The following is a 26,948-nucleotide window of genomic DNA, read 5'->3' as shown; positions in this document are numbered from 1 at the left end:
GTCACGCGGCGGCGCGGAAATCGACCACGACGCGCAGGCCCACGCCGCTTTCCGGCGTGCCGAGCGCGATGCTCGCCCCCATCCTCTCCGCCAGCGCGCGGACGATCGGCAGGCCCAGCCCGCTGCCGACCGGCGCCCCCTCCCGCGCGACGCGATAGAAACGCTCCCACACCTTCTCGCGCTCATGCTCGGGGATGCCGGGGCCGTCGTCCTCCACCACCAGCCGCGCACCGCCAGCCGCGCGCTCGACCGTGACGCGCACCGTGCCGCCGGGGCGGTTGTAGCGGATCGCATTGTCGATCAGGTTGCCGGCAAGCTCGCCCGCGAGGCCGGGGTCGCCGAGCGCGGCCACCGGGCCGGCGGCGTCGAACAATATGTCGATCCCGTCGTCCTCGCCCTGCGCGGCGCGGTCGGCGGCGGTCCGCCCGGCGAGCGCGGTGAGGTCGAACGGCTGGAGCGGCGCGACCGATTGCTCGTCGGTGCGGGCGAGCGCGATGAGCTGGAGCAATAGCCGTTCCAGCGATTCCACCGCATAGGTGATGTCGCCGATCGCCGCGCGCGCGGCCGGCGCGTGCGGCCCGGCGCGGCGCAGCACGTCGAGGTGGACGCGCGCGACCGCGAGCGGCGTGCGCATCTGGTGCGAAGCGTTCGAGGTGAACTGGCGCAGCGACTGGTTCGCCTTCTCCAGCCGGGTCATCAGCGCGTTGAAGGATTCGACGAACGGCACCGTCTCGCGCGGCATGTCCGGCTGGAGCTGGAGGCGGAATTGCGGCGAGGGATCGGTCTGCGCGTCGCGCACCTGCCGGGTGAGCGCGGCGAACGGGCGCAGCCCCCAGCCGATCGCCAGCCACACCAGCAGCCCCGCGACCAGTAGCACAAGCCCGCCCTCCCCCACGATCTGGAGGTAATAGTCGCGATTGTAGATGCGCTGGTCGTCGACGTAATCGGCGATCTGGATCGCGACGATATCGCCGTTCTCCGGCAACCGCCGCATCTCGGTCGCGATCCGCGCCGGGCGGCCGTGCAGCGTGCCGTCGCGCAGATAGGCCGCCTGCGTCACCCCTTCCGCGTCCGGCGCATCGATATAGCCGCGCGTCATCGGCGTATCGCGCGCCTGCTTGGGGAATTCGGCCGGCGGATGGCGGTCGATCACCGCGTCGTCCATGCGATAGTCGGCCGGCGGGCGAAGCGCCGGATCGCCCATCATCACCCGATCGCCGCGATAGACGCTGAAATTGACGTGCGGCCGCGCGCGCCGCTTGAGCAGGTGGATGATGAGCGGCGCGACTTTATCGCGCAATTCGGGCGGCTGGTTGAACGCGCCGCTCAGCGTGCGCACCGATCCCACCAGCACCCGGTCCAGCGTGTCCGAATCGGTATTCTTCACCGCCCAGCCGGCAATCCCGGCGAGCAGCGCGACGAGCAGCGCCAGCGGCAGCATCACCGCCGCGATCAGACGCGCCTGAAGCGATTTGTATCGCGGGTAAGCGCGCACGGCGGTCAGGCCGCCTCGATCATATAGCCGAGGCCGCGCACCGTGCGGATCACCGGCCCGCGCTCGCCGAGCTTGCGGCGCAGGCGCCCGACATAGACTTCCAGCGCGTTGATCCCGACATTGTCGTCGAAGCTGAACACCTCAGCCGACAATTGCTCCTTGCCGACCAGCCTGCCCGGCCGCGTCATCAGCGTTTCCAGCACCGCCAGCTCGCGAGGGCGCAGCGGCACCGCGACACCCTCCAGCAGCACGCTGCGGCTCGACCGGTCGAACTCCAGCGTGCCGAGCCGCAGCACCGGCGCCGGCGTGCCCTGCGCGCGGCGCATCAGCGCGCGGACGCGGGAATGAAGCTCGCGCGGATGGAAGGGCTTCACCATGTAATCGTCCGCGCCGCCATCCAGCCCCAGCACGCGATCGTCGACGCGGTCGCGCGCGGTGAGGATCAGGATCGGCGTCGCGACGCCGGCCTGGCGCAGCCGCCGCAGCAGCTCGATCCCGTCCATCCCCGGCAGCCCGAGATCGAGCACGATCGCGGCATAAGGCTCGCTCGGCGCGATCATCAGCGCATCCTCGCCGGTGCCGAAGATATCGACCGACAGCCCCTCGGACCCCAAAGACGACGCGATACCGCGCGCGAGCGCGGCGTCGTCCTCAACCAGCAAGATGCGCAATGCAGCCTCCATCGGGCGCGGGCGCCCGCTTGTTTCCCCTGCTTACCTCTCGCGCGTGTCGTTGCCCCCGGCCCGCGTGTCCGGGCCATCGGCATCCGCGTTTCCACTCCCTTCCCGTCCCGTCAACCCGTCACCGGCCGAAACGCCGAAAGGGGGACGACCGCCTTCGCGATCGCCCCCCCGCTTCTCAGCGCCTCGTCCGGCCCCGGCTCAGAAGTGAACCTTCGCGCCGACGTTCAGGTAACGGCCGATCGAATCGTAGAAGATCGAGCCGTAGGTGGTGAGCGGCGGCTTGCGATCGAACAGGTTGTTGACGCTGGCGAACAGCGTGAACCCGCCGATCGTCGTCTGCCCGCCGAGATCCAGATAGGTGCGGCTGGCGATCCTGTTGTTCGCCAGATCGAGCGTGTGGTCATAGAGGCCACCACCGACATAGCGGACGCGCGCGTCGATCGAGAAGTCGCTGTTGGTGTAGGTGATCGAGCCGGTGCCGCGCCACTTCGGCGTGCCGAAGCTGACGCCGTCGCCCACGTCGCCGGCGCGCTGGATCACCGCCACGCCGTTGTTGATCTCCACCTTCGGCACATAGGTTGCCAGCACGCGCAGGCGCAGATTGCCCGGCAGGTTGCTGAAGCGGTTCATCGGCAGCAGGTAGGACGCTTCCATGTCCAGCCCGCGCGTCTTGTATTCCGCGAGGTTGATGTAGGTGGAGTGGATCACCGTCGGGGCGCCAAGCCCCCCCGGCGTGGTAGGCGGAGCACGGTCGATCTGGGCACAGGCGGCTGCGTTGCCGAGGCCGCAGCTCGTGATGATGTCCTGCGCGCCGAGCGAGACGATCGCGTCCTTGATGTCGATCTTGTAGTAATCGAGCGACAGGTTGAGGCCCGGCACCGCCGTGGGCGTGAACACCCCGCCCAGCGTCAGCGTGCTGCCGATCTCCGGGCGCAGATTCGGATTGCCGCCAGCATAGCGGATCACGTTGTTATAGGTGTTGCCGTTCTCCGCGACCGAGAAGAAGCTCGTCGCCACCGTGGTGTAAAGCTCCGTCAGGCTGCCCGAGCGGATATCGCGCGAGCGCGAGAAGCGCAGCAGCAGGTTGTCGAAGATGCGGTCGGTCGCGCCGACCTTCCACGACCAGATGCCGCCCGAGGTGCTGTAGTGGCTGTAGCGCGCCGCGCCGTTGATATCGAGCTTGCTGAACGGCTGGTCGAGCAGCGGGACGGCGACTTCGCCAAAGCCCTCCTGCACGTTGAACCCGCCGTCGAGCGGCGCGAAGTTGAAGCGGCTGAAGCCCTTCGCCGCCGACACGGGATCGAGCGAGTTGGTGGTGCTGCTCTCCCACCGCGCCTCGCCGCCGAACGCGACGGAGACGGGGCCGGCCCAGGTGTTGAACGCATCACCGCGCAGCGAGAAGCCGGTCGTGTCGAGCTTGGTGGTGTAGACCACGCTCGCCTGGTTGCCGAACACATAGGAAACGGCGGCCGGATCGGCACGACCCGCGCCGAGGATGTTGAGCGGGCGGCAGGCGGTGCCGGGATTGGTCAGCGCGTCGCGGCAAACGATGTGGCCGCTGCCGTCATCCACCGCGTCGAGCGCCTTAGTGAGGTTCGCGCCGGTGATCTGGTTGTCATAGCTCTGCGCGTTGCGCAGCTCGCCGTGCGCGTAATAGGCGCTGTACTTCCACTTGCCGTCGCCGATCGTGCCGTCCACGCCGATCGCGCCCTCAATGTTGCGGCGGCTGAACCCGAAGGTGCGCATGCCGTAATCCTCGAACACACGGCCGACCTTGATCGTGTCGTTCGGGCCGACCTGCCCGCCCAGCGCCTGCTGCACGAACGGGTTGGAGCCGCTCAGCGTGTAGGTGCCGGTTTCGGCGTAGAAGGGATATTTCGCCCAGATGCGGCTGAACGTCGCGTCCGCCCAGAAGGTCGCTTGGCCGACCTCATAGCTGAGGCGCGCGTAGCTGTTGTAGCGCTGATAGGGGTTGGTCAGCGTGTGCTCGCTGTTCGAGGAGACGCCCTCGCCACCCACCATCGTGGTGCCGCCGACGCCGACCTGGCCGAACTGGAACGGCCGGGTTGAGCCGTCGGCGTTGAACGTCTGGCCGATCAGCGACGCCGGGCCGCCGGTGATGAGGCCGTTGGTGCCGTAATTGGCGTAGAAGACGTTGCGCGACAGCTCCAGCGAATGCCCGTTCACCTTGCCGACCGGCGAGAACAGGTCCGTGCTGCCCACGTTCGGGCGCGAGAAGCGGTCGAAGATGCCCGCGTCCCGCTGATATTCGCCGCCGATCATGAAGTGGCCGCGGCCGCCCGCGAAGGTGGTGCCGAACGAGCCGTTGAAGCTGTAGCGGTGGCCGTCGCCGCGCGAGGAGATGCCGTTCTGCGCGCCGACCGTCAGCCCTTCGAGCTTGTCGTCGAGGATCAGGTTGACCACGCCGCCGACCGCGCCCGAGCCCCAGGCCGCGCTGGCGCCGCCGGTGACGACCTCGACCCGCTTCAGCATGTTCTGCGGGATCGTGTTGAGATCGGCCGAACCGGTGAAGCGGCGGCCGTTGAGCAGCGTCAGCGTACGCGTCACGCCAAGGCCGCGCAGGTCCATCGCGGAGGCGGAGGAATTGGTGTTGGCGACCGTGCTGGTCGGCGTCTGCGTCGCGCGGAACTGCGGCAGGTCGTTGAGCGCCTGCGCCACGCTCGGGCGGGCGCCGAGGCTCAGCTCGGCCGCGCCGACCACGGTGGTCGGCGTCGGCGCGTCGAAACCGGCCTTGTCGATGCGCGAGCCGGTGACGACGATATCGGCGGCGGCATCGTCGGCGGCGGCGGGAGCGGCGTCGGCCGCCGGCTCGGGCGCGGTCTGCGCGATCGCGGCCCCGCCGACGAGCGGCGAGACGAGCAGGGCGACACCGGCGGTGCCACGGAGAAGCGCATGGCGCAGACTGTCACTACGGATCGACATACACATATCCCTTTGGTCGGTTTGATCCGCCAGCTCGCCGCGAACCGGGGCTGGCTTTGTTATTGGTTCCGTGCGGAAGGATGGGGCAGCCGGCTCAGCCGGCGCGCCTGAACAGAAGGTCGAAGGCACGGGTCTCGCCGAGGCGCAGCGTGTCGATGCGCCCGGCGGCATCGCGGCGGAACTTGAGCACGAGGTCCAGGCCGAGCGACTTCACGTCGCCGGTGAACACGTCGCGATAGGCCGGCTCCAGCGCCTGCCCCCGCCAGCGCGGGCCGCTGAACACGAGCCGGCCGCCATCCTGCGTTACCGTGATGCACGAGGCGACATCGACGCCGCAGAACCGCCCGACATAGGCCGAGAGGTCGTTAGCCGGCGCTTCGGCGCGATCGAGCGGCTGGCGCTCGCCCTCGCGCGTCTCGCGCACCAGCCTGTCGCCGGAGAAGGCGAACACGTCCTCGCGCAGCAGCCAGCGGCCCGGCCCGACCGGCACCAGCGCGCGGCCGTTGGCGGTCAGCCCGCCCTTGCCGTCGGCGGCGAAGCGCCACGGGAAGCCCGTCAGCCGATCGGCCCACATGCCGGTCGGCAGTGGCCCGCGCGGCGCATAGGGCTTGTCCCGGTGCGGCGGCAGATAGAGGTCGGCCACCTCGCGTCCGAGCACCGGCGTGTCGGCCTCGCCCGTGTTGCACAGCAGCGACACGGCGAGCTTCTGCGCCGGATATCGCGCCATCCACGCCCGATAGCCGCCGGTCGAGCCGGAATGGCTCACCTCAAGCACACCATCATGATCGCCCGAGACGAGCGCGAGGCCATAGGCGCTTTTCGTCCCGTCCTTCAGCACGAACGGCTGCTGCATCTCGGCAACGAAACCCTTGCCGAAGAAATCGCCGTCGAGCGCGGCCTGCCATTTGACGAGATCGCCGACCGTGGTCAGCAACCCGCCGTTGCCATAGGCGTCCTCGATCACCTGCTCGTTGGCATAGCCGGCGCCGGCGCGCTCATAGGCGCCGGTGCGGCCGGGGACGATGTTGCGGTGATCGTCGCGCCAGCTCGTATGCGTCATGCCGAGCGGCTTGAAGATATGCTCGCGCGTGAAGTCGGCGAGCGACTGGCCGCTCACCCGCCGCACCACGATCGCGGCGAGATTGTAGTTGCTGTTGCTGTAGAGGTAATGCGTGCCCGGCGCGAAGTTCAGCTCCTTCTGCCGCGCGACCAGCTCCAGCACGTCCTGGTTGTTCGCCGTGCGGCTGTTGCGCGGCCAGCCCTCCACCGCCGCGACCGAGCCCCAGTCGCGCAGCCCGCTGACATGGTGGAGCATATGGCGCAGCGTGACCGGCGCGCCGTAATCGGGCAGCTCGGGCAGGTATTTGCGCACATCGTCGTCGAGCGAGAGCTTGCCCTCACGCGCCAGCATCACCAGCGCGGCGGCGGTGAACTGCTTCGAATCCGATCCCGCCTCATAGATCGAATCGACCGTGGCGGGGACATGGCTCTCCAGATCGGCCATGCCGTAAGCGCGCACCGCGATCGGCTTGCCCTCGCGCGACACCGCGACCGCGCAGCCCGGCGCGTCCTTGCCCGCCCAGCGCGCGAAGATCGCATCGATCCGCGCCATCGACGGATCGGCCGCCGCGGCGGTGCCGCCAGCCAGCGCCGCGACGCCAAGCGCCGCCCCGATCACCCGACGCGCGACGAGCGCGCTCATTTTCCCTCGTGCAACAACGCGCACTCGCCTGTCTCCGATTCGTGCCCTTCTTCCCCGGCGCGCAACCGCCACGGGGAGGGTCTGACAGGCGCCCGATAGCGGGCATCGCTGTCATCAACCTGTCACGAACCGAAAAAACACGGCGAAGGCCGGGTCAGTCCTCCGGGTCCTCGTCGTTGAGGATGCGCAGCGCGGCACCGTCGATGTCGTCATACTGGCCGGAGCGCACCGCCCAGAAGAACGCCCCCAGCCCGGACAGGCCGAGGAACAACGCGATCGGGATGAGGATGCCGACGGTGCTCACCGCGCCGCGCTCCTGAGGCGCATCGCATTGGCGACGACCACCAGCGACGAGCCGGACATCGCCAGCGCCGCGATCAGCGGGGTGACGAAGCCGGCGACGGCGAGCGGCACCGCGAGCACGTTATAGCCGATCGCCAGCGCGAAATTCTGCGCCACCACGCGCATCGTGCGGCGCGCGGCGGCGACCGCGACCGGCACCGGCATCAGCCGCGCGCCGACGAACACGAGGTCCGCCGCCATCTGCCCCACGTCGCTGGCGCCGGCCGGCGCCATCGAGACCCAGGCCGCCTTGAGCGCCGGCCCGTCGTTGATCCCGTCGCCGACCATCAGCACGCGATGCCCGGCGGCTTCCTCCGCCTGCACGACCGCATATTTGTCCTGCGGGGTCAGTCGCGCACGACCGTGGACGCCAAGCTCCCCCGCCAGCGCCTCGACCACGCCGGGCGCGTCACCGGACAGTATTTCCGGCGCGAGGCCCAACGCGGCCAGCCGCGCGATGGCCGCCGCCGCATCATCGCGCTCGCGATCGGCGACGCGGATCGCATGGGGCGTGGCATCGCCGATGCGGAACAGGATCGAGGCGTCCGTATCCGCCGGCCCCGCCCAGCCGGGCCGACCGAGCCGCACCTCAACGCCGTGGACCAACCCGCGCACGCCGAACCCCGCCTCCTCGACGATATCGGCGAGCGGCGCAGCCGGCGCGTCGGCCAGCGCCGCGGCGACCGCCAGCGCGCTCGGGTGGCGGCTGGCGCGGGCGAGGGCATGGAGGATCGCGCGCTCGCCCGGCGCACCAGGCAGGCCGCCCGTCACCACCGGGCGGCCGAGCGTGACCGTCCCGGTCTTGTCGAGCAACGCGCGATCGGCCTTCGCCAGCCGCTCGAGCGCCGAGCCATCCTTCACCAGCACCCCCGCGCGCATCAGCGCGCCGGACGCGACCACCTGCGCCACCGGCACCGCGAGGCCGAGCGCGCAGGGACAGGTGATGATGAGCACCGCCACCGCATTGGTCAGCGCGACATGCCACCCCAGCCCGGCGACCAGCCAGCCGGCGAGCGTCAGCGCGGCGAGCGTATGCACCGCCGGGGCGTAGAGCCGCGAGGCGCGGTCGGCGATCCGCATGTAGCGCGATTTCGACTGCCCGGCGCTTTCCATCAGCCGCGCGATATCGGCGATCGCGGTCGCCTCGCCGGCACGCGTCACCTTCACCACCAGCGGCGTGGAGAGGTTGATCGTTCCCGCCAGCACCTCCGCGCCGGCCGCCGCCGTTTCCGGCGCGCTTTCCCCCGTGACGAGCGAGCGGTCGACCGCGCTCTCGCCTTCCTCGACGATGCCGTCCGCCGCGATCCGTTCGCCCGCCGTCACGAGCAGCCGCATCCCCGGCGCAAGCTCGGCGATGGCGCGGCGCTGGTGCGCGCCATCGCGGGCGATCACCGTCGCCTCGGCCGGCAGGCGGCGCAGCAACGCGTCCACCCCGCCGCGCGCGCGATCACGCATCACGCTGTCGAGGAACCGCCCGCCGAGCAGGAAGAACAGCAGCATGACGACGCCGTCGAAATAGGCGTGCGCGCCGCCGAGCGCTGTCTCGTAGAGACTCATCGCGAGGGTAAGCAGCACGCCGATCGAGATCGGCACGTCCATGTTGGTGCGCCCGCGCCTGAGCGCGCTCCATGCGCTCGCGAAGAAGACGCGGCCGGAATAGGCGACGGTCGGCAGCGCGATCAGCGCGGAAAGCCAGTGGAACAATTGCCGCGTCGCGCCGTCCGCGCCGGACCAGATCGACACCGACAGCAGCATCACGTTCATCATCGCGAAGCCGGCCACCGCCAGCGCCAGCACCAGCCGGCGCGATTCGCTCCTGCCGCTGTCCGCCGCCTCCCCAGCGAAGGCATGGGCGGTGAAGCCCAGTCCGTCGATCGCGTCGATCAGCCGGTCCTCGCCGATCTCGTCGAGATGGTCGACGCGCACCCGGCGGTTGGTGAAATTGACCCGCGCCGCCGCCACGCCGGGCAGCGCGGCGAGGCCGTGCTCCAGCCTGGCGATGCACGCCGCGCAGCGCATCCCCTCGACCACGAAGGTCGAGGCCGTCAGCGGCTGCGCGGCGGCCGGGCGGGCCGGTGCGGTCACATCCGCACCTCGTCCTCGAAGCGCAACCGCTCGTTGCCGCGCGCGCCGATGATCTCGATCAGCCAGCGGCCCCGCGGCAGCGGCTGGTCGGCGAGATAGCGCCCGCCGGCCGCGTCCCAATGCAGGGTCAGCGTGCGATCGGGCAGGCGGCCGAGCGGGTGGCGCGCGGTGGCGGTCAGCGCCACGTCGGGCGCGGCGGCCCCGCGCTGCGTCAACGCCACCGCCAGCCTGCCGCCAGCGGCCGACGGCACCGCGCGCCATCCCGCCTTGTCCTGCGCGCGCGCCTCGGCCAGCCAGCGATCGTAATGCTGGCTCGCGACATAGCTGTTCTCCACCACCACGCCGCCGAAAGTGGTGGTGGCGAAGGTCGCCATCGTCGCGTTCACCGCGATCACCACGCCGAAGAAGGCGACGAGGATCGCGGTCATGTGCCAGCCGGTGAAGCGACGGGTCATGGATTGCCCTCCGGTCGTTCGAAATAACTGCCGTCGCTGGCGGCGGTCTTCTGCCCGTCCAGCGCCGTCACCGTAAACAGCAATTCGCTGCGCTGCGGTCCCTGCGCCGGGGCGACGACGAAAATCTGCGTCTTGGCGACGCGATCGGCCGGCACATTGATCGTCACCGTCCTGCCCGCCGTCTCGCGCGATCCGCCGTCGGTCCACATCCGGGCGTCGATGCCGGACAGCGACACCGCGAAGCTGCGCGGGCGGCCCTCCATGTTGCGGACCTTCACCGTATAGGTGTTGCGGATGTCGCCGTCCGACAGCCGCACCCAGAGCGGGTTGCGCGTCTGGAGCACGCTCACCCCCATGTGCGTGCGCGTACCGAGCGCGAACAGCATGCCGCAGCCGATTCCGGCCCAGATCAGGAAATAGATGATCGTGCGCGGGCGCAGCAGCCGCTTGAGCGGCGGCATCGGCGTCCCGCCGGCGCGGGCGAGCTTCATGTCGGCTTCGGTGGTGTAGCCGATCAGGCGTGTCGGCCGATCGACCTTCTCCATGATCTCGTCGCAGGCGTCGATGCACAGGCCGCAGGTGATGCAGCCGATCTGCGGCCCCTCGCGGATGTCGATCCCGGTGGGGCAGACCGCGACGCAGGCGTTGCAGTCGATGCAGTCACCCACCTTCTCGCCCTGCGCCAGCCGGACGAGCGAGGGCGCGGCCTCCGCCTCATGCGCCTGCGCTCGCTTCAGGCCGTGGGTGCGCGGCTCGCCGCGCCAGTCCTTGTAGGTGACGGCGAGCGACTTCTCGTCCATCATCGCTGACTGGATGCGCGGCCACGGGCACATGTAGATGCACACCTGCTCGCGCATCAGCCCGCCGAGCGTGAAGGTGGTGAAGGTGAGGATGCCGACCGTCGAATAGGCGACGAACGGCGCGGTGCCAGTGACGAATTCGCGCGCCAGCGTCGGCGCGTCGGCGAAATAGAAGATCCACGCGCCGCCGGTCGTCATCGCGATCAGCAGCCAGATGGCGAATTTCGTGCCGCGCTTCGCGATCTTCTCCACGCCCCAACGCGCGCGGTCGAGCCTGATCTGCGCGTTGCGGTCGCCCTCGATCGCGCGCTCGACATGGACGAACAGGTCGGTCCACACCGTCTGCGGGCAGGCATAGCCGCACCAGGCGCGCCCCACGGCGGAGGTGACGAGGAACAGCCCCACCGCCGCCATGATGAGCAGGCCGACGACATAGTAGAATTCGTTCGGCCAGATCTCGATCGAGAACATGTAGAAGCGGCGATGCGCCAGATCGACCAGCACGGCCTGATCCGGCGCATATTCCCCACGATGCCAGCGCAGCCACGGCGTGACGTAATAGATCGCCAGCGTCACCGCCATGATCGCCCATTTCAGGCGCCGGAACGTGCCGTCGACGCGGCGCGGGAAAACCTTGCGCCGCGCCTCGAAGAACCGTGGCTTCGGCCCGTCCGCGACGTCAGCGCCCGACATTTTCGCCCGCCTGCGCCGCCGCGACGGCCGGAGCCGCCGGATCGGCCTCGCCGCCGCCGAGCGAATGAACATAGGCCGCCAGCATCTTGATAGTCACCGGATCGAGCCGGTGCCCCCATGCCGGCATGATGCCGTAACGCGCGTTGGTGACGGTCTGCACCAGCGTGTCGCGATCGCCGCCGTAGAGCCAGATCGCGTCCGTGAGATTCGGCGCGCCCACCGTGCGGTTGCCCTTGGCGTCCGGCCCGTGGCAGACCGCGCAATTGTTGGCGAACAGCGTCTTGCCGCGCTTCGCCGCCGCGCTCGCCGCCTCCTGATGCGAGACGTAGCGGACATAGGAGACGACATCGTCCACCTCGGCCGGGTTGAGGATGCCGTCGCGCCCGAAGGCCGGCATCTGCGACATGCGCGTCTTGTCGTCGCCGGGGAAGCGGATGCCGTCGGTGATCGTCTGCTGGATCGTCTTGAGGTCGCCGCCCCACAGCCAGTCGTCGTCGTTGAGGTTGGGATAACCCCTGCTCCCCGCCGCCCCCGAGCCGTGACATTGCACGCAATAGACCTTGAAGGCGGAGCGCCCGCCCTCCACCGCCGCCGCCAGCAGCTTCGGATCGGATGGAAGCCGGTCGATCGGCGTCGTCGCCAGCGCGGCCAGGATCGGCGCGCGCCGGGCATTCTCCTGCGCGGTCTCCCGCGCGAGCTGCCCGTGGCTGGTCCAACCCCAGATGCCCGGCGTCGCGCCGTGGAGGAGCGGCCAGGCGGGATAGACGATGCAATAGCCGATCGCGAACACCACCGTCGCCCACAATATGACCAGCCACCAGCGCGGCATCGGCGTGTCGAGCTCCTCGATCCCGTCCCATTCGTGGCCGACGGTGCTGGTGCCGGTGGCGGCGTCGATGCGTTTGTTGTCAGCCATTTTCGGCCTCGTCGAAGATGCTGTTGGCGGCGCGGCGGTTCGCCTCGCGGTTGCGCGGCAGGAAGGCCCAGCCGATCAGCACGGCGAACACGCCGACCATGATGATCAGCCCGTAGCTGTCGGCCAGATGGCGCATGACGTCGTAGGTGCTCATTTCGCCGCCTCCCGCGCGGAGGCGGACTTGAAGTCGACCTGCGTGCCCAGCCCCTGGAGATAGGCGACCAGCGCGTCCATCTCGGTGATCCGTCCGGGATCGCCGTCGAAATCGCGCGCCTGCACCTTGGGATAGCGTTTGGCGAGGCCGGCGGTGTCGCCTTCCCCGAAGCCCTGCGTGCGCGCGTCCTCGTCGGCCTTGGCGATATCCTCGTCGGTATAGGGCACGCCGACCCGGCGCAGCGCGGCGAGGTCCGCGCCGAGCCGGCTGGTGTCGAGGTTCGTCCGCGCGAGGAAGGCATATTTCGGCATGATCGATTCCGGCACCACGGACTGCGGGTCCTTCAGATGCTGGACGTGCCATTCGTCCGAATAGCGCCCGCCGACGCGCGCGAGGTCAGGCCCGGTGCGCTCCGACCCCCATTGGAACGGATGGTCGTACATGCTCTCCGCCGCGAGGCTGTAGTGGCCGTAACGCTCCACCTCGTCGCGGAACGGGCGGATCATCTGGCTGTGGCAGCCGTAGCAGCCCTCGCGGATGTAGATGTTCCGCCCGGCCAGCTCGAGCGGCGTGTACGGCCGCACGCCCTCGACGTGCTTCACGGTGGATTCGATCCAGAACAGCGGCGCGATCTCGACGATCCCGCCGATCGCGACGACGGCCAGCGCCAGCGCCCCCAGCAGGGTGACGTTGCGTTCGATCTTCTTGTGGCGATTTGCCCAGGTAGCCATTTCCGGCCTTTCCTTAGCGAGCGTGGGCGGGGACGAGCGGATGGTCGCGCGCGGGATCGTAGGCGGCCGTGGTCATCGGCGCCTCCTCGCGCACGCGGCCCCGGATCGTCATCCACACGTTCCAGACCATCAGGAACCCGCCGGTCAGGAACAGCGCGCCGCCCAGCGTGCGGATCAGGTAATAGGGGTGGAGCGCGGCCACGACCTCGGCGAACGAATAGACCAGATAGCCGTCGTCGCCGTATTCGCGCCACATCAGCCCCTGCATGATGCCCGCCACCCACATCGAGGAGGCGTAAAGCACGATGCCCAGCGTCGCACACCAGAAGTGCCAGTTGACCATGCGCAGCGAATAGAGCCGCTCACGTCCCCACAGGCGCGGCGCGAGATAATAGACCGCCGCGAAGGTTATCATGCCGTTCCACCCCAGCGCGCCGGAATGGACGTGGCCGATCGTCCAGTTGGTATAATGGCTGAGCGAGTTGACGCTCTTGACCGACATCATCGGCCCCTCGAACGTCGCCATGCCGTAGAAGGCGAGCGCGAACACCATCATGCGGATGATCGGATCGGTGCGGATCTTGTCCCACGCGCCGTTCAGCGTCATCAGCCCGTTGATCATGCCGCCCCAGCTCGGCATCCACAGCACGACCGAGAAGACCATGCCGAGCGTCTGCGCCCAGTCCGGCAGCGCGGTGTAGTGCAGGTGGTGCGGGCCGGCCCAGATGTAGAGGAAGATCAGCGACCAGAAATGCACGATCGACAGGCGGTAGCTGTAGATCGGCCGCTCCGCCTGCTTCGGCACGAAGTAGTACATCATCGCCAGGAACGGCACGGTGAGGAAGAAGGCCACCGCATTGTGGCCGTACCACCATTGCGTCAGCGCATCCTGCACGCCGGAGAAGGCGGAATAGGATTTCGACCCGACGATGCTGACCGGCATCGACAGGTTGTTGACGATGTGCAGCATCGCGATCGTGACGATGAAGCTGAGGTAGAACCAGTTGGCGACATAGATGTGCGGTTCCGAGCGGCGGACCAGCGTGCCGACGAACACCACCAGATAGGCGACCCAGACGATCGTCAGCCAGACGTCGACATACCATTCCGGCTCGGCATATTCGCGCGCCTCGGTGATGCCCATGACATAGCCGGTGGCGGCCAGCACGATGAACATCTGATAGCCCCAGAACACGAAATTCGCGAGATTGGGCCAGAACAGCCGCGTGCGGCAGGTGCGCTGCGCGACGTAGAAGCTGGTCGCGATCAGCGCATTGCCCCCGAAGGCGAAGATCACCGCCGAGGTGTGCAGCGGCCGGATACGCCCGAAATTGACATATTCGCCGAGGTTGAGCTGCGGGAAGGTCAGCTCGGCGGCGATGAACACGCCGACGAGGAAGCCGACGATGCCCCAGAACACCGTGGCGATCACGCCCCAGCGGATCACGTCGTCATAATATTGACCGGCCGTGGCGGGCGAGACGCGCGGTCCCATGCCCTCCCTCGGCTCGGCCCCCAGCCCGCGCACCGCGACGAAGAAGGCCGCGACGGCGGCGATCCCCATATGCACGGCGAAGCCGCCATCGACGGCGGTCGCCGACGCCAGCAGCGCGAGCAGCGCGACGAACAGCCAGCCGGCGGACGCGCTGATATCCTTTGCCATTGGTTCACCCCGTTACGGAAAGGTGGTGCGGCCGATCTCCCCCTTGGCGACCGGCCGCACGCCCTTCCGGTATTCCAGAAAGGTGCCTGACGCCCCCCGGCGCCCGGCAGGTCCGTGTTGCGGCGCGAAACGGGGCGCCGCCTTGATCCGTGTCAAAAGCCCCGCGGCTCACTCGCCCGCATCGCCGTCACAACCGCAGATGCCGTCTGCCGGGCGCTTGCGCAGGTCGCAGCCGTGGCATCCCCACGCCCCCTCGTCGCGCGCCGGCGCCCTGCCCGGCGCGAGCGGGATGCGCAGCGTGAGGCCGGGATGGCCGCAGACGCCGATCGCGATCCCCTCCGGCCGCGCGGCGTGGAGCGGCGCGGTCGCCAGCCCGCCCGCCGCGCCGACCGCCAGCGCGAGGACCGGGCGGCTATACCGCACTGCTGAACCGCGTCGCGCTGTGCTGGCGATAAGGATCGATCGTCGCCGCGATCGCGCGGGCATAGGGCGTCGCGTCCGGCATCAGCGTGACGCACGCGCCGCTCCAGCCGATCAGGCCGCGCGCCGCGAACGGCTCCAGCCGCGCGCGCACCATGGCGAGGTCCGGCAGCGCGGCGAGATCGGCGCTGCCCCGGCACAGCAATTGCTCGATCGCCGCGCCGCGCCTGCGATCCGCCGCCCCGCGCCGGATGCCGCGCGCCGCCGCGAGTTTCCCGTTGGCGATGCGCAGGTGATAGCGGCCGGCGTTCTTCTCGTTCTGGATCAGCGCATCGGGGAACATGCTGATCGCGGACACGCCCAGCCCGATCAGCACCTCGGCCGGATCGTCGGTGAAGCCCTGGAAGTTGCGCCGCAGCGTGCCGCGTCGCGCGGCGACCGCCAGATCGTCGTGCGCCCGCGCGAAATGGTCGAAGCCGACCGGCTGCCACCCGGCGTCGACCAGCCGCGCGTGCGCCGCTTCCGCCTGACGGAAGCGCAGCGCCGCGTCGGGCAAGGCGGTCGCGTCGATCCGCCGCTGGCGGGGGATGAGATGCGGCACATGCGCATAGCCGAACACCGCCAGCCGGTCCGGCGCCATCGCCAGCGCGGTGTCGATCGTGTCGACGAGCAGCGCGACATCCTGCCCCGGCAGACCGTACATCAGGTCGAAGTTGAGCGAGCGCACCCCCGCCGCGCGCAGCCGCGCGGTGACGCCCGCGATCACCCCGGCCGGCTGGACGCGGCCGATCGCCGCCTGCAACGCGGGGGAGAAGGTCTGCACGCCGAGGCTCGCGCGCTCGACCCGCGCGGCGGCGAACACCGCGTCCCATTCCGGCTCGAAGCGGCGCGGATCGAGCTCGACCGAGACGGAGGCGTCGGGGCAGGCGAAAGCGGCGCGGACCTTTTCGAGCAGGGCGGCGAACTGCGCCGGCGCGAGCGCGTTGGGGCTGCCCCCGCCGAACGCGATCCGCCCGATCCGCCCACGCCCGCCGAGCCGCCGCGCGACCAGCTCCACCTCCTCGCCGAGCCGCTGGAGATAGGCGGTGACGCGCGCCGTGCGGTTGGCCGCGCCGGTGTTGCAGCCGCAATACCAGCAGATCTCATGGCAATAGGGAATGTGGAGATAGAGCGACAGCGCCGCATCGGGCGCGACGCCCGTCAGCGCCTCCTCCATGCCGCGCGCGTCCATGTCGCCGAACTCCGCGGCGGTGGGAAAGCTGGTATAGCGCGGCACCGGCGTCGCGAGCAGCTCGGGATGGTAGGTCCACATGCCCCGCCGCTACGCCGCGCCGCGCGACACAGGTTTGACGGCCGTCAAGCCACGCCCCGCGATCGGCTCTTGGCGATCGGGCCGGGTTGGTGAATATTCTTCGGGCAAATTCGATAATGACCGGGGGAGTTCGGGATGCTCAGCGAGATCGATCGAAAGATTCTGAGGACGATCCAGAAAGATGGCCGAATAACCAACCAGGAGCTGGCCAATCGCTGCGGCCTTTCTCCCTCCGCCTGTTTCGACCGGCTGCGGAAGCTGCGCGAGCAGGGCTATGTCATGGATATCGTCGCGCGGCTCGATCCGGTGAAGCTGGATTGCGCGCTGCTGATCTTCATCGAGGTGCTGCTGGACCGCACCACCGGCGACGTCTTCGTCCAGTTCGCCGAGGAAGTGCGGCTGATGCCCGAGATCCTCGAATGCCATATGGTGGCAGGCGGCTTCGATTATCTGCTGAAGGTCCGCGTGAAGGACATGGTCGCCTATCGCGCCTTCCTCGCGGATTCGCTCGTCAGCATGCCGGGCGTCCGCGAAACGCGCACCTATGCGGTGATGGAGGAAGTGAAGAACCTGACCGAGCTGCCGATCTGATCGATCGCCGGATATCGGGCGCGGCGTGGGGATGCGCCCCCGCGCCGCGCCCGATGCCGCCGCCGCGACGATGCGCGGCGGCGAACTTCCCGTTACTGGCCGGTGCCGGGATTGGCCGGCGGCGCGCCGGCCTGGCCGAGACGCGCCTTCTCCGACGCCACCATGTCGGCCACCTCGGCCAGCAGCTTCTTCGCGTCGAAGATGATGCCGTCCTTCACGGTGTAGCTGACCCCGCCGACCAGTTCCTGCTTGTTGGTCGCCGGATTCAGCCGCAGGTGGCCGGTGCCGTAAAGCGTCTTGAGGTTGGCGAGCGGATTTTCCTTCACGATCACGAGATCGGCCAGCATCCCCGGCCGGACGACGCCGACGGGCGCGGGCACGCCCTTCTGCCGCCACAGCTCGTCCGCGCTCCACATCGTCGCCGAGCGCACGATCTCCAGCGGGGTGAAGCCCGCCTCGCGGAACAGCTCCAGCTCCTCGACATAAGCGAAGCCGTAGGTCTTGAAGATGAAGCCCGAATCGGTACCCACCGTCACGCGGCCGCCCATGTTCTTGTAATCGTTCATCAGCTTGAAGAAGTTCGAATAGAACCGCTTCCAGGCGAACTCGTTCTCGGTCGTCCAGTCGTAGAAATAGGAGCCGTGGTTGTCACGCGTCGACTGGAAATAGTTCCAGAGCTGCGGAGTGACGTACGTGTTGTTCCAGTCCGCGTTGCGCGCCCGCATCAGGTCGCGCGAGGCGGCATAGATGTTGAACGTCGGATTGAAGATGACGTTATTGTCCTTCTGGTGATGGAGATACTCCATCCACTCCGGCGATTCCGGCGTGTAGACCTCATCCCAGATTTCGGCGATGTCGCCGAAGCGGTTCTGCTCGTTGTTGTAATTGTAATCGAGCGGGAAGTTCTGGATCGTGTGATCCTTCAGCAGCGCCTCGTGGTGCCCGTAATAATGCGTCACCGTGTCGAGATGCGCGTCGCCCGCGTCGCGCGCGTTGAAATTGGCGACCCCGGTCTGCGACAGATGGGCGAGCGTGCCCATCTTGTTCTTGTGCGCCTCGTCGATCGCGGCGGCGATGATCGCGGGCGTCTCCTCCGGGCGGTTGAAGAACTTGATTCCGTCGATGTTGTGCGTCGCCGCCCAGCGCACCCAGGCGCGCGCCTTGTCGGTGGAATCGATCGCGCCCCCGGTCCAGCCCGCGCCGAGCGTCTGGTAGTTGAAGATGCGCGGCGCCGCGGTCTCGTTCGCCGCCGAACGGTTCTTCTCGGAGCTGGCGAGATCGGGCGGCGCGAGCGGCACGCCGCGCACCGTGGTGACGCCATGCGCGAGCCACAGCTTGTAGGCATAGCTGATGTCCGGCGCCTTGTCGGATGCCGGCAGGTGCGTGTGCGTGTCGACGAAGCCGGGCAGCACATACATGCCGGTCGCGTCCAGCTCGTAATCGGCGTCGCGCGGCTCGCGCTGCTGCTTCATCGGCAGGCCGGGCCAGCCGGCCTGGGTGACGGCGGTGATGCGATTGCCCTCGATCACGATATCCATCGGCCCGCGCGGCGGCGCGCCGGTGCCGTCGATCAGCGTGGCGCCGCGGATCACCAGCTTGCGGAACGGCCCCTTGCTTTCCGCCGAGGTGCGCGCCGGCGCCGGGACATAATGCCCCGCCGGCCCCGGATTCGCGCCGGTCGCGCCGCCCGGCACCCAATCGTCATGGTCCTGCGCGATTCCCGCGCCGCCGAACGCGCCGAGGCCGGCGATCAGCGCCACCGTCGAGAGAAGTAATCTTTTCATGTCCTGCTTCCTTGCCGGAGTTCGGGAAAGTCCTTTCGCGGGCGACGCGCGTCAGGGATGGGGCAGCCCTTCCTCGGGCATGCCGAGGCGGCGCTTTTCCGCCTTCACCATCTCGGCCACGTCGGCGAGCAGCTTCCTGGCGTCATAGACCACGCCGTCCTTGATCGTGTAGCTGACCCCGCCGACCCGCTCGAGCTTCTGGGTCTTCTCGTTGAGCCGCAACGCCCCGGTCCCGTAGAGCGTCTTGAAGTTCTGGAGCGGGTTCTCCCTGACGAGCACCAGATCCGCCAGCTTGCCGACCCGCACCGTGCCGATCGGCGGCACCGGCTCGCCCTTCGGCTCGTAGAGCGTCAGCGCGCCGTTCAGCGTCGCCGCCCGCACCACCTGCGAGGGGTTGAAGCCGGCTTCCTGCAACAGTTCCAGCTCCTGGATATAGCCGAAGCCGTAAGGTTCGAAGATGAAGCCGGAATCCGAACCGGTCGTCACGCGGCCGCCGATATTCTTGTAATCGTTGATGAGCGCCATGAACTTCTTGTAGAAGTTGCGCCACTTGATCTCCGTCGCCAGCGTCCAGTCGTAGAAATACGATCCGTGATTCTCGCGCGACGACTGGAAGAAGCCCCAAAGCTGCGGCATCGTGTATTTGTCGTGCCAGTCGGCGTTGCGGGAGTGCATCAGGTCCCGGCCGGCGACATAGATCGTCATCGTCGGGTCGAAGGTGACGTTATTCTCCTTCTGATGCTTGAGATACGCCCACCATTCGGGCGATTCCAGCCCGAAGCTCTCCACGTCGAGGTTCGCGACGTCGCCGAAGCGATCCTGCTCGTTGGCGTAATTGTAATCGGGCCGCCAGTTCTGGACCGGCCCGTTCTTCAGCAGCGATTCGAAATGGCCGTAGAAGTGGGTGACGGTGCCCAGCCCGGCGTCCCCCGCCTGCTCGGCATTGAAGCGGCCGACGCCGATCTGCGACAGGTGGGCGACGGTGCCGAGCTTCTGCTTCTTCGCCTCGTCGAGGATCGCGGACATCACTTCCGGCGTCTGGTCCTCGCTGTCGGTCAGCTTGATGCCGTCGATGCCCTGCTTCGCCGCCCATTGCACCCAGGCGCGGGCCTTCTCGGGCGTATTGACCCGGCCGCTGGTCCAGCCGGCCCCTTCCCCCGGCCGCTGATAGGCGAAGATGCGCGGCGCGACGATCTCGTTGCGCGCCGAACGCGCGCGCTCGCTGAGCGAAAGCTCGAACGGCGCGAGATCGACGCCGCGAACCGTCGTCACGCCGTGCGCCAGCCACAATTTGTACGAATAGCTGAGGTTCGGCGCCTTGTCGTTGGTCGAGCCGTGGACATGCATGTCGACGAAGCCAGGCAGCGCGTACATGCCGGTGGCGTCGATCTCCTGATCGAAATCGCGCGGCGCGCGATCCGGCTTCGGGGGCAGGCCCGGCGTGCCGGCCGCCTTGATGTCCGCGATACGGTTGCCCTCGATCACGATATCGACCGGCCCGCGCGGCGGCGCGCCCGATCCGTCGATCAGCGTGACGCCGCGGATGACGAGCCGGCGGAACGGGCCGGCTCCCTCGCCCGGCTGTCGCGCCGGGGCTGCCGTCGCCGACCCCAGCGAGGTTCCGCGCAAGCTGGGGAGGGCAGGGTCCGCCGCCGGGTGCGGAGCCTTTTCCGCCGACTGGGCCGGAAGATGCGCCGGCACGCCCAGCCCCAGTGACGCCACGCCGAAAAGCAGCGCGGAACGGACGATCCCTGCCCTCTTGATCATGCGAAATCCTCTCCCGGTTTATTGACCTCTGCTCGTGCGGCGTCCCTTCCCTCAGCGGAAGCGCTTGAGCAGGCTCAGGCCGAAGGTGCGCGGCGGCGAGCTGAACACCGTGGTGAAGCCGCCCGTGTTCGAGCTGGAACCCTGGCTGTTGATCGCGGCCGCGTTGAACACGTTGTTGACGAACAGGAAGGCGTTCCAGCCGCCGTCGTTCGCCTGCACGCCGATGCGCGCGTTCACCAGCGTGTAGGCATCGACCCGGCGGCGATAGACGTCCGCCGGCGACAGCGTGCTGTACGACGAGCCGACATAGGCCGCGTCCACGCGCAACAGGCCGTCGAGATCGCCGGTCAGCCCCCAGCTGTATTCGGCCGAGCCGCTGGCGTTCCAGCGCGGCACATAGGCGAGGCGATCGCCCTTGCGCCCCGTGGCGGTGACGACCGAGCTGACCTGGTCTTGCGACAGGCGGGCGTTGGTGTAGCCGAGGTTGCCGGTGAGCGAGAGGCCGCTGACCGGAGTCGCGGTCAGCTCCGCCTCGAAGCCGTCGATCCGCGCCGCGCCGGCATTGGCGATCAGCCCGAAGACCGAGCCGGTGCCCGAGGTGCGCGCCGAAACCTGCAGGTTGCTCCAGTCGATGCGATAGCCGGTGAGGTTGAAATACACGCCGGACATCGGGTGCGTCTTCAGCCCGACCTCATAGTTCCACAGGCTGTCCGACGTATAGGCGGCGAGCGCCGCCGGCAGGCCGATCACCTGGTTGACGCCGCCCGGCCGGAAGCCCTGCGACGCCTGCGCGTAGATCATATAGTCGCTGTTGACCTCATAGGAGGCGTTGAACTTGAAGACGAAGCCGTCCTCCTTCGAACGCGCTTCCTGATACGGGGTCACCTTGGAGACATAATGCTCCTGCCCCTGATCGACGCGGCCGCCGACGGTCTTGTCGTAATTGTAATAGCGGGTGCCCGCCGTCAGCGTCAGCTTGTCGAAGAACTTGTACGAGGCCTCCACGAACGCCGCCTTCTGCTTCAGCCGGTCGTTGATCGTGCGGTCGTAGAAGATGTTCGCGGCGACGAACGGCAGCAGCCTGCCCGTGCGCGGATCGGCGGCGAGCAGCGTGCTGCGCACCTCGGTCTTGCGGTCTTCCGAATAGACGCCGACCGTCCAGTTGAACGGCCCCTTGCCGGTGGAGCTGAGGCGCAGTTCGTTCGACCAGTTCTTCACCCATTGCGGCTGATAGAGGCTGGAGAACAGGATGCGGTTCGTCTCGTCGAGATAGGTCGCCAGTTCGGTCGGCGAGCAGGTGAGGTTGACGTTGCCGAGGTGATAACGCGCGCAGCCGGCGGCGTTGGCGCGGCCGTTGAACGTATCGCTGACGTCGCCGTCGACGATGCGGTCGCGATGGAAATAGGTCGTCACGGCGGTCAGCGCCACCGGCCCGAAATCATAGTTCAGCGTGCCGCTGAAGATGCGGTTCTCGTCGTAATTGCCCGATTCGGAGCGCCCGTTGGTGACGTAGCGCTGCTTGGTTTCGGCGATCCAGCGCGGGCTGTTGGTGGCGACCTTCTCGTAATAAGCGGCGAGATCGACCGTCAGCGCCGACGACGGCGTGAAGCGCACCAGCGCGCGGCCGCCGTAGCTGTTGCCGTTGTTGATGTTCTTCGTGCCGTAATAGCTGTTGTCGACATAGCCGGCGAACTGGTTGTAATTGCCCACGACGCGCAGCGCGAGCACGTCGCTGACGATCGGCAGGTTGATCATCGCGTCGACCGACGCGCCCGGCGCGCCGCTCTGCACGGCGGAAAGCGTCATGCCGGCCGCGCCCTCGATCCGGTCGGCCTTGGGCTTCTCATAGATGATGCGCACCGTGCCGCCCATCGAGCCGGAGCCGTAGAGCGTGCCCTGCGGGCCGCGCAGCACCTCCGCGCGCTGGACGTCGAACAGGCGGAAATCCGGCGTCGAGCCGGCCGCGTCGCTGGTCGTGCCGACCGAGCCGGACACCGGCGATTCGTCGTAATAGACGCCGACGGTCGGCTCGCCCGCCGCCGTCACGCCGCGCAGGATCACGCGGCGATTGCCCGGACCGCCGTCGACGACGCGCAGGCTGGGCGCGTTGCGGGTGAGATCCGCGAAGCTGGTCGTGCCGCCACGCTGGAGGCTGTCGCCGCCCACCGCCGAAATCGCGATCGGCGTATCCTGAAGCCGCGTGTCGCGCTTGAGCGCGGTGACGACGATCTCGCCGGCATTCTCCGACGGCGTGTCCGACGCTTCCTGCGCCGCGGCGACGGACGGCGCCAGCAGCGCGGCGCCCGACAGAAGCGCGGCGCGGCGGAACATGCCGCGCAGGCGCGCGGAATCATTGCGCAAAAATGTCATTTTACGATCCCCCCGGAACCCCAGATTACTCCCGCATGACAGGGTGAGAAATGATCTTCCCGTCACGTCCCTTAGATACGTAACATTATTGTCGCAGAAGGTGCTATCTAAATTGACGGTGATCTCCGAATTAAATTCGGGTTACAGCGCCAATCGCCGCCCATTCCACCGGCATATGCGCCGATCGGCCGAACATAACGGAGCCGACCCGCGAGGCTTGTCGAAAAGCCTGCGTCCGAATCACACCGAAATGGCGAGGATGATCAAATCGCCGGCGGGATCACGGCGGGTCGCGACCGGGCGGAAACGGGTGGGCGCGTCAGGCGAAATCCGCCTCGCGCGGGCCGATCGTCACGACGAGCGGCGAAAGGCCGGCGATCGAGACGACCAGCCGGTCGCCCGGCGTCACCGCGCCGACCCCGGCGGGCGTGCCGGTGTAGATCAGGTCGCCCGGCAGCAGCCGCTCCAGCCGCGAGAGATGCGCGATCACCTCGGCGGTGCTCCAGATCATGTCGCCGATGTCGCCGCGCTGGCGCATTGCGCCGTTCACGGTCAGCGCGATCTCTCCCGCGTCGACATGGCCGCCGTCCGCCACGCGGCGCAGCGCGCCGACCGGGGCGGAGAAGGCGAAGTTCTTCGCGGTGTCCCACGGCCGCCCCTTGGCCTTGGCCCGCGCCTGGAGGTCGCGCCGCGTCATGTCCAGCCCGGCGGCATAGCCGTACACCAGATCGAGCGCCAGTTCCGGCGCCACCGCCGCGCCCTCGCGCCCGATCGCGACGACCAGCTCGGCCTCGTGATGATAGTCAGCGGTCTCGGGCGGATAGGGGATCGTGCCGCCGCCAGGCACCAGCGCCTGCGCGAACTTGTAGAAGAAGAACGGCGGCTCGCGATCGGGGTCGCTCCCCATCTCGCGCGCGTGATCGGCATAATTGCGCCCGACGCAGAAGATCCGCCCGACCGGAAAGCGTTCGTCGCCGCCGTCGATCGCGATGGTCGGCGGCGCGGGCAGATCGAAGGCATTCGGCATGGCGGGCGGCTCCAGCGGGCAAGTCTGGCCGCGCCCTGACGCCCGTTCCGGCGATATGCAAGCGCCGTCTTTACGCCGGCAGCAATGTCGCGCGCAGCCGCTGCAACGCCTCCGCCAGCGCCGTCACCTCCGCCGGATCGCGCGAGCCGGCGAAGATCGACGCCGACAGGCAGAATCCCGGCGCGATCGACACCGCCGCCGTGCAGATGCCGCGATGCGTGAAGCCCTCGTCGAGCGCGAAGCCCGCCGCCCCGACGCGCGCCACCTGCGCGGCATAATCGTCGAACGGCAGCGGCGCCTGCCAGCGCACGCCGGCATAGCGCCGCGCCAGCTCGTCCCGGCCGACGCCCTGCGCCGCCGCCAGCGCGCGCCCGACCGCGCCGCCGCCGAGCGGCTGGCGCTGCCCGTCCGCCATCGCGACGCGCACCCCCGCCTTGCTTTCCGCGCGCGCGATCAGCCGCACGCGCTCGCGCGAGATCACCTTCCACAGCCCGAGCGCCGCGTCATATCGCTCGGCGCATTGCGCCATCAGCGGCTGGGCGCGATCAATCAGCCCCTGCGCGGTGCCGTCGCGCAACGCCTCCGCCGCCGCCCATGCCCGCGCGAGACGATAGTGTTTGGTGCGCCCGTCGCGCTCCACCGCGCCTTCGTCGACCAGTGTCTTGAGCAGGTTGAGGCAGCTCGACGGGCTGAGGCCGGCGACCCGCGCGATATCGGACAGCGACATCGGGCTGGTCTCCGCGAGCAGCCGCAGGATCGCCAGCGCCTGCGAAACGGATCGGACGGGGCCTGTCATCGCCCCTCTTTAGTTTTCAACATCGTGAATTTCAATTCTCAATGTTGAACGATGCCGGCAAAAGGTCTATCGGCCGCATGACCGAATCATGCGGGAGAGTGCGGTGAGCCGTATCCTTGAAGGAAAAGTCGTCGCGATCACGGGCGCGGGCCGGGGGATCGGCCGCGAGATCGCCTTGCTCTGCGCGCGCGAGGGCGCGGCGGTGGTGGTCAACGATCCGGGCGTGGCGCAGGCCGGCGACGGCGGCGACGCCGGGCCGGCGGAGACGACCGTGGCCGATATCGTCGCGGCGGGCGGCAAGGCCTATGCCAATCTCGCCAACGTCGCCGATCCCAAGGCGGCGGCGTCGATCATCGAGGATGCGGTGCGACGCTTCGGGCGGATCGACGCGGTGGTGAACAACGCCGGCATCCTGCGCGACACGATCTGGCACAAGATGAGCTATGAGGACTGGACGAGCGTGATCGACGTCAACCTCACCGGCGCGTTCAACGTGTCGAAGGCGGCGACGCCCTATTTCCGCGAGCAGCAATCCGGCAGCTTCATCCACTTCACCTCCACCTCCGGGCTGATCGGTAACCTGGGGCAGGCGAATTATTCCGCCGCCAAGCTGGGGCTGGCGGCCATGTCGCAGTCGATCGCGCTGGACATGGCACGGGTCGGCGTGCGCTCGAACTGCATCGCGCCGTTCGCGTGGAGCCGCATGACCGCCTCGATCCCGGCCGACACGCCGGAGCAGCAGAAGCGCGTCGAGCGGATGCAGTCGATGAGCGCGGACAAGATCGCGCCGCTCGTCGCCTATCTCGCCTCGGATCGCTCGGCGGACGTGACCAACCAGATCTTCGCGGTTCGCCGCAACGAGATATTGCTGTTCTCCAAGCCGCGCCCGATCCGCTCGATGGTGAAGGTCGAGGGCTGGACGGCGGAGGCGATCGCCGACGAGCTGATCCCCGCCTTCCGCCCCAGCTTCGCGCGCGCGGACGAGGTTTCGGCGCACGTCTTCCCTTATGATCCGGTCTGAGGAAAAGCCCATGAGCAACGTGAACCCCGGCATGGACGCCGACGTCTTCGAGCAGTTCATCGACCAGCTCCGCCGCTACGTCCGCGAGCGGCTGATCCCGGCCGAGCGCGAGATCATCGAGACCGACGAGATCCCCGCCGATATCCTGGGCGAGATGCGCGAGATGGGGCTGTTCGGCCTCACCATGCCGGAGGAATATGGCGGCGCGGGGATGAACGTCGGCCAATATGTACGGACGATCCACGCGCTGAGCTACGCCATGCCGGCGTTCCGCTCGATCATCTCGATCAACATCGGCATGTTCTGCTCGGCGCTGAAGAACGGCGGGACGGACGCCCAGAAGGCCGAATGGCTGCCACGCGTCGCGGCGGGCGAGATCGCCGCCTTCGGCCTGACCGAGCCGGGATCGGGATCGGATTCGGCCGGTCTCCAGACGACGGCGGTCAGGACCGATGACGGCTGGGTGCTCAACGGCACCAAGCGCTATATCACCAACGCCCCGTTCGCGAAGGTCGCGCTCATCATGGCGCGGACCAGCAAGGAGAATCTGCCGAAGAACGCGCATGTCTCCGCTTTCGTCATGCCGATGGACGCGGCGGGCGTGTCGGTCGGCAAGTCGGACAAGAAGATGGGCCAGTCCGGCAGCCATATCGCCGACATCATCATGGAGGACGTCCATGTCCCCGCCGACGCGCTGCTCGGCGGCGAGCTGGGCAAGGGCTTCGTCTATGCGATGATGAGCCTCGACAACGGCCGCATGTCGGTCGGCGCGGCGGCGACGGCCTATGCGCGGCGCGCGCTGGATTCGGCGGTCCGCTATGCCACCGAGCGCAAGGCGTTCGGCGAGCCGATCGCCAATTTCCAGCTCATCCAGCAGATGCTCGCCGACAGCGAGATCGAGATCTACGCCGCCGAGACGATGATGGCCGACGTGACGCGCCGCGCCGACGCGGGCGAGAACGTGCTGCGCAAGGCCGCCGCCTTCAAGGTGTTCGCCTCCGAGATGTGTGGCCGCGTGGTCGATCGCTGCGTGCAGGTCTATGGCGGGGCGGGCTATCTCGCCGAATATGATGCCGAGCGCTTCTTCCGCGACGCGCGCATCTACCGCATCTACGAAGGCACCACGCAGATCCTGCAATTGCAGATCGCCAAGCACATGCTGCGCGAGTTCAACGCCGGCCTGCGGGACTGACCGGCC

Annotated in this window: 22 protein-coding genes; 3 read left to right on the top strand and 19 right to left on the bottom strand. The window is 68.4% G+C overall.

Going from position 1 to position 26,948, the window contains the following annotated elements; translation table 11 throughout:
• Window position 1 precedes the first annotated feature (1 nt).
• The 14 genes from F9288_RS06705 to F9288_RS06640 form a co-directional block, all read right to left on the bottom strand.
• Window positions 2–1,495: a HAMP domain-containing sensor histidine kinase gene (locus F9288_RS06705; protein WP_254621107.1), complete on the bottom strand. Its 1,494-nt coding sequence runs from the start codon at window positions 1,493–1,495 to the stop codon at window positions 2–4.
• Window positions 1,496–1,500: 5 nt separating this feature from the next.
• Entirely contained in the window at window positions 1,501–2,166 is a 666-nt protein-coding gene (locus tag F9288_RS06700) for a response regulator (RefSeq protein WP_174835907.1), read from the bottom strand.
• Between the two features lie 210 nt (window positions 2,167–2,376).
• Entirely contained in the window at window positions 2,377–5,121 is a 2,745-nt protein-coding gene (locus F9288_RS06695; protein ID WP_174835906.1) for a TonB-dependent receptor, read from the bottom strand.
• A 94-nt stretch (window positions 5,122–5,215) separates the two neighbouring features.
• Window positions 5,216–6,823: a serine hydrolase gene (locus F9288_RS06690; RefSeq protein WP_174835905.1), complete on the bottom strand. Its 1,608-nt coding sequence runs from the start codon at window positions 6,821–6,823 to the stop codon at window positions 5,216–5,218.
• A 154-nt stretch (window positions 6,824–6,977) separates the two neighbouring features.
• Window positions 6,978–7,127 (bottom strand): cbb3-type cytochrome oxidase assembly protein CcoS, encoded by a 150-nt coding sequence (gene ccoS, locus F9288_RS06685; protein WP_174835904.1) that lies wholly within the window; start codon window positions 7,125–7,127, stop codon window positions 6,978–6,980.
• A complete protein-coding gene (locus F9288_RS06680; protein WP_302675319.1) occupies window positions 7,124–9,250 on the bottom strand; it encodes a heavy metal translocating P-type ATPase in 2,127 nt (708 codons plus the stop codon). Before F9288_RS06680 ends, ccoS begins: the two co-directional genes overlap by 4 nt.
• On the bottom strand, window positions 9,247–9,705 hold the full coding sequence (locus tag F9288_RS06675) for a FixH family protein (RefSeq protein WP_174835903.1): 459 nt from the start codon (window positions 9,703–9,705) through the stop codon (window positions 9,247–9,249). Before F9288_RS06675 ends, F9288_RS06680 begins: the two co-directional genes overlap by 4 nt.
• On the bottom strand, window positions 9,702–11,198 hold the full coding sequence (gene ccoG / locus F9288_RS06670) for a cytochrome c oxidase accessory protein CcoG (protein ID WP_174835902.1): 1,497 nt from the start codon (window positions 11,196–11,198) through the stop codon (window positions 9,702–9,704). The genes F9288_RS06675 and ccoG overlap by 4 nt, the downstream gene beginning before the upstream one ends.
• Entirely contained in the window at window positions 11,185–12,114 is a 930-nt protein-coding gene (gene ccoP / locus F9288_RS06665) for a cytochrome-c oxidase, cbb3-type subunit III (RefSeq protein ID WP_174835901.1), read from the bottom strand. The genes ccoG and ccoP overlap by 14 nt, the downstream gene beginning before the upstream one ends.
• Window positions 12,107–12,268 (bottom strand): cbb3-type cytochrome c oxidase subunit 3, encoded by a 162-nt coding sequence (locus F9288_RS06660; protein ID WP_174835900.1) that lies wholly within the window; start codon window positions 12,266–12,268, stop codon window positions 12,107–12,109. Before F9288_RS06660 ends, ccoP begins: the two co-directional genes overlap by 8 nt.
• Window positions 12,265–12,999, bottom strand: a complete 735-nt coding sequence (ccoO, locus tag F9288_RS06655; RefSeq protein ID WP_174835899.1) for a cytochrome-c oxidase, cbb3-type subunit II — start codon at window positions 12,997–12,999, stop codon at window positions 12,265–12,267. Before ccoO ends, F9288_RS06660 begins: the two co-directional genes overlap by 4 nt.
• A gap of 13 nt (window positions 13,000–13,012) precedes the next feature.
• Window positions 13,013–14,662 (bottom strand): cytochrome-c oxidase, cbb3-type subunit I, encoded by a 1,650-nt coding sequence (gene ccoN, locus F9288_RS06650; RefSeq protein ID WP_174835898.1) that lies wholly within the window; start codon window positions 14,660–14,662, stop codon window positions 13,013–13,015.
• A gap of 168 nt (window positions 14,663–14,830) precedes the next feature.
• Window positions 14,831–15,085 (bottom strand): hypothetical protein, encoded by a 255-nt coding sequence (locus F9288_RS06645; RefSeq protein WP_174835897.1) that lies wholly within the window; start codon window positions 15,083–15,085, stop codon window positions 14,831–14,833.
• On the bottom strand, window positions 15,075–16,394 hold the full coding sequence (locus F9288_RS06640) for a radical SAM protein (protein WP_174835896.1): 1,320 nt from the start codon (window positions 16,392–16,394) through the stop codon (window positions 15,075–15,077). Before F9288_RS06640 ends, F9288_RS06645 begins: the two co-directional genes overlap by 11 nt.
• Before the next feature lie 135 nt (window positions 16,395–16,529).
• On the opposite strand from F9288_RS06640, the gene F9288_RS06635 reads away from it, so the two are divergent.
• Entirely contained in the window at window positions 16,530–16,985 is a 456-nt protein-coding gene (locus F9288_RS06635) for an Lrp/AsnC ligand binding domain-containing protein (RefSeq protein WP_174835895.1), read from the top strand.
• 92 nt (window positions 16,986–17,077) lie between these two features.
• On the opposite strand, the gene F9288_RS06630 is transcribed toward F9288_RS06635, so the two are convergent.
• The 5 genes from F9288_RS06630 to F9288_RS06610 form a co-directional block, all read right to left on the bottom strand.
• Window positions 17,078–18,769, bottom strand: a complete 1,692-nt coding sequence (locus F9288_RS06630) for an amidohydrolase family protein (protein WP_174835894.1) — start codon at window positions 18,767–18,769, stop codon at window positions 17,078–17,080.
• 51 nt (window positions 18,770–18,820) lie between these two features.
• On the bottom strand, window positions 18,821–20,536 hold the full coding sequence (locus F9288_RS06625) for an amidohydrolase family protein (protein ID WP_174835893.1): 1,716 nt from the start codon (window positions 20,534–20,536) through the stop codon (window positions 18,821–18,823).
• A 51-nt stretch (window positions 20,537–20,587) separates the two neighbouring features.
• Entirely contained in the window at window positions 20,588–22,906 is a 2,319-nt protein-coding gene (locus tag F9288_RS06620) for a TonB-dependent receptor (protein WP_254621106.1), read from the bottom strand.
• 319 nt (window positions 22,907–23,225) lie between these two features.
• On the bottom strand, window positions 23,226–23,933 hold the full coding sequence (locus F9288_RS06615) for a fumarylacetoacetate hydrolase family protein (protein ID WP_174835892.1): 708 nt from the start codon (window positions 23,931–23,933) through the stop codon (window positions 23,226–23,228).
• A 70-nt stretch (window positions 23,934–24,003) separates the two neighbouring features.
• Entirely contained in the window at window positions 24,004–24,729 is a 726-nt protein-coding gene (locus tag F9288_RS06610; protein WP_174835891.1) for an IclR family transcriptional regulator, read from the bottom strand.
• A 103-nt stretch (window positions 24,730–24,832) separates the two neighbouring features.
• Between F9288_RS06610 and F9288_RS06605 the strand changes: the two genes are divergently transcribed.
• Together F9288_RS06605 and F9288_RS06600 are read left to right on the top strand one after the other, a co-directional pair.
• A complete protein-coding gene (locus tag F9288_RS06605; RefSeq protein ID WP_254621105.1) occupies window positions 24,833–25,750 on the top strand; it encodes an SDR family NAD(P)-dependent oxidoreductase in 918 nt (305 codons plus the stop codon).
• Between the two features lie 10 nt (window positions 25,751–25,760).
• On the top strand, window positions 25,761–26,942 hold the full coding sequence (locus F9288_RS06600) for an acyl-CoA dehydrogenase family protein (RefSeq protein ID WP_174835889.1): 1,182 nt from the start codon (window positions 25,761–25,763) through the stop codon (window positions 26,940–26,942).
• Window positions 26,943–26,948: the final 6 nt, after the last annotated feature.

Origin of the sequence: Sphingomonas sp. CL5.1, from assembly GCF_013344685.1 — a bacterium.
Taxonomy (GTDB): Bacteria; Pseudomonadota; Alphaproteobacteria; order Sphingomonadales; family Sphingomonadaceae; genus Sphingomonas.
This window is presented reverse-complemented; position numbering and strand designations above follow the sequence as displayed.

Excerpts from the sequence above, each read along its gene's own strand:
- F9288_RS06675 (WP_174835903.1), bottom strand. The coding sequence starts at position 9,705 with ATGACCCGTCGCTTCACCGGCTGGCACATGACCGCGATCCTCGTCGCC.
- ccoP (WP_174835901.1), bottom strand. The coding sequence starts at position 12,114 with ATGGCTGACAACAAACGCATCGACGCCGCCACCGGCACCAGCACCGTC.
- F9288_RS06615 (WP_174835892.1), bottom strand. The coding sequence starts at position 23,933 with ATGCCGAATGCCTTCGATCTGCCCGCGCCGCCGACCATCGCGATCGAC.
- ccoO (WP_174835899.1), bottom strand. The coding sequence starts at position 12,999 with ATGGCTACCTGGGCAAATCGCCACAAGAAGATCGAACGCAACGTCACC.
- F9288_RS06620 (WP_254621106.1), bottom strand. The coding sequence starts at position 22,906 with ATGACATTTTTGCGCAATGATTCCGCGCGCCTGCGCGGCATGTTCCGC.
- F9288_RS06695 (WP_174835906.1), bottom strand. The coding sequence starts at position 5,121 with ATGTCGATCCGTAGTGACAGTCTGCGCCATGCGCTTCTCCGTGGCACC.
- F9288_RS06610 (WP_174835891.1), bottom strand. The coding sequence starts at position 24,729 with ATGACAGGCCCCGTCCGATCCGTTTCGCAGGCGCTGGCGATCCTGCGG.
- F9288_RS06600 (WP_174835889.1), top strand. The coding sequence starts at position 25,761 with ATGAGCAACGTGAACCCCGGCATGGACGCCGACGTCTTCGAGCAGTTC.
- F9288_RS06660 (WP_174835900.1), bottom strand. The coding sequence starts at position 12,268 with ATGAGCACCTACGACGTCATGCGCCATCTGGCCGACAGCTACGGGCTG.
- F9288_RS06630 (WP_174835894.1), bottom strand. The coding sequence starts at position 18,769 with ATGAAAAGATTACTTCTCTCGACGGTGGCGCTGATCGCCGGCCTCGGC.
- ccoG (WP_174835902.1), bottom strand. The coding sequence starts at position 11,198 with ATGTCGGGCGCTGACGTCGCGGACGGGCCGAAGCCACGGTTCTTCGAG.
- F9288_RS06625 (WP_174835893.1), bottom strand. The coding sequence starts at position 20,536 with ATGATCAAGAGGGCAGGGATCGTCCGTTCCGCGCTGCTTTTCGGCGTG.
- F9288_RS06635 (WP_174835895.1), top strand. The coding sequence starts at position 16,530 with ATGCTCAGCGAGATCGATCGAAAGATTCTGAGGACGATCCAGAAAGAT.
- F9288_RS06690 (WP_174835905.1), bottom strand. The coding sequence starts at position 6,823 with ATGAGCGCGCTCGTCGCGCGTCGGGTGATCGGGGCGGCGCTTGGCGTC.
- F9288_RS06640 (WP_174835896.1), bottom strand. The coding sequence starts at position 16,394 with ATGTGGACCTACCATCCCGAGCTGCTCGCGACGCCGGTGCCGCGCTAT.
- ccoN (WP_174835898.1), bottom strand. The coding sequence starts at position 14,662 with ATGGCAAAGGATATCAGCGCGTCCGCCGGCTGGCTGTTCGTCGCGCTG.